Annotated in this window: 1 protein-coding gene; it reads left to right on the forward strand. The window is 67.6% G+C overall.

Annotated elements, in window-relative coordinates; translation table 11 throughout:
* The first annotated feature begins 105 nt into the window (after positions 1-105).
* Positions 106-1,074, forward strand: a complete 969-nt coding sequence (locus ACWD26_RS44115; protein ID WP_451279416.1) for an IS481 family transposase — start codon at positions 106-108, stop codon at positions 1,072-1,074.
* Positions 1,075-1,083: the final 9 nt, after the last annotated feature.

Raw genomic sequence — 1,083 nt, forward strand, 5'->3', positions numbered from 1 at the left:
TGTACTCGGCCGTCACGTTGGTGACACGTAGCCGTCGGTAGTTGATCATGGAGGGACCTCCGGGCGTAGTGGAGATAGCCGTCTTCACTCACCTCGGAGGTCCTGGTGGCCCACGCTAATGCCCGACTGACCTTTCACGGCAGATGCCTGCTGGTGCGCCGTGTCGTGCTCGACGGGCGTCCGGTCGCTCACGTCGCGAAGGAACTTGGCGTATCCCGCCAGTGTGCCCACCGATGGGTGAACCGCTACCGCGCCGAGGGCTGGTCCGGACTGCAAGACCGCAGGAGCAGCCCGCACCGCCGTCCCACCCGCACGCCTGCAGCCGTCGAACGCCGCGTGCTCAAGGCCCGCCGCACACTGCGACAAGGACCGGACGTCCTGGCCGAGCACACCGGCGTTCCCGCCCGGACGGTCAGCCGGATCCTCCGCCGCCACCAGATGCCACCGCTCTCCGCCTGCGACCCGCTGACCGGCCAGGTCATCCGCGCCACCAGAGCCAGCGGCCGACGCTACGAACACGCCCGGCCCGGCGACATGATCCACGTGGACGTCAAGAAGCTCGGCAAGATCCCCGCCGGCGGCGGCCATCGCGCTCACGGCCGTGGTGAACGGCCCGGATCACTCCGGGGCCTGGGCTACGACTACGTTCACGCGGCCGTCGACGACCACTCCCGCTTCGCCTACGCCGAGATCCTTCCCGACGAGAAGGGCTCGACCTGCGCAGGCTTCCTCACCCGCGCGGCCGAGTTCTTCAACGCCCACGGCATCACCCGCATCGAACGGGTCATGACCGACAACGCCAAGAACTACCGGCTCTCGCACGACTTCCTAGCGGCCTGCCAAGCACTCGGCGCACGGCAGAAGTTCACCCGCCCGCACTGCCCGTGGACCAACGGAAAGGTCGAGCGGTTCAACCGCACCCTGCAGACCGAATGGGCCTATCGCAAGGTCTTCACCAGCAACGCCCAACGCACCCGAGCACTCGCACCCTGGCTCGACTTCTACAACACTGGCCGCCGACACACTGCGCTCGGCGGCCAGCCACCGATCAGTCGACTGTCACCAACGTCATGACCGAGTACA

It is taken from the genome of Streptomyces sp. NPDC002787, assembly GCF_053592095.1.